This window comes from Salinimicrobium oceani (assembly GCF_012037645.1).
On sequence record NZ_JAAVJR010000755.1, the window covers coordinates 1 to 423 of the forward strand.

At 41.1% G+C, this 423-nt stretch carries 1 pseudogene; it reads left to right on the forward strand.

Annotated elements, in window-relative coordinates:
* A pseudogene (gene rpoB / locus HC175_RS19245) lies at positions 1 to 423 on the forward strand (DNA-directed RNA polymerase subunit beta); the annotation flags it as partial.

Consider the following 423-nt stretch of genomic DNA (forward strand, 5'->3'; position numbering starts at 1 on the left):
CGTGATACCGTTCTTGAAAAAGAGCACATTGAAGAGATCGTTGAAACCGGATCTAAGACTATTCTTCTTCACAAAGAGGATAATCAAACCGGCGACTACGCGATCATCCATAATACATTACAAAAAGATCCAACCAATTCCGAAAAGGAAGCGGTGGAACACATATACCGTCAACTTCGTAATGCAGAACCACCAGATGAGGAAACTGCCCGGGGAATTATTGACAAATTGTTCTTCTCAGATCAACGTTACAACTTAGGTGAGGTAGGTCGTTACAGAATGAACAAGAAACTTGGTCTTGACATCGCAATGGATAAGCAGGTGCTTACCCGAGAGGATATCATTACCATCGTAAAATATCTTATTGAGCTAATCAATTCTAAGGCAGAGGTTGATGATATCGATCACTTGTCTAACCGTCGT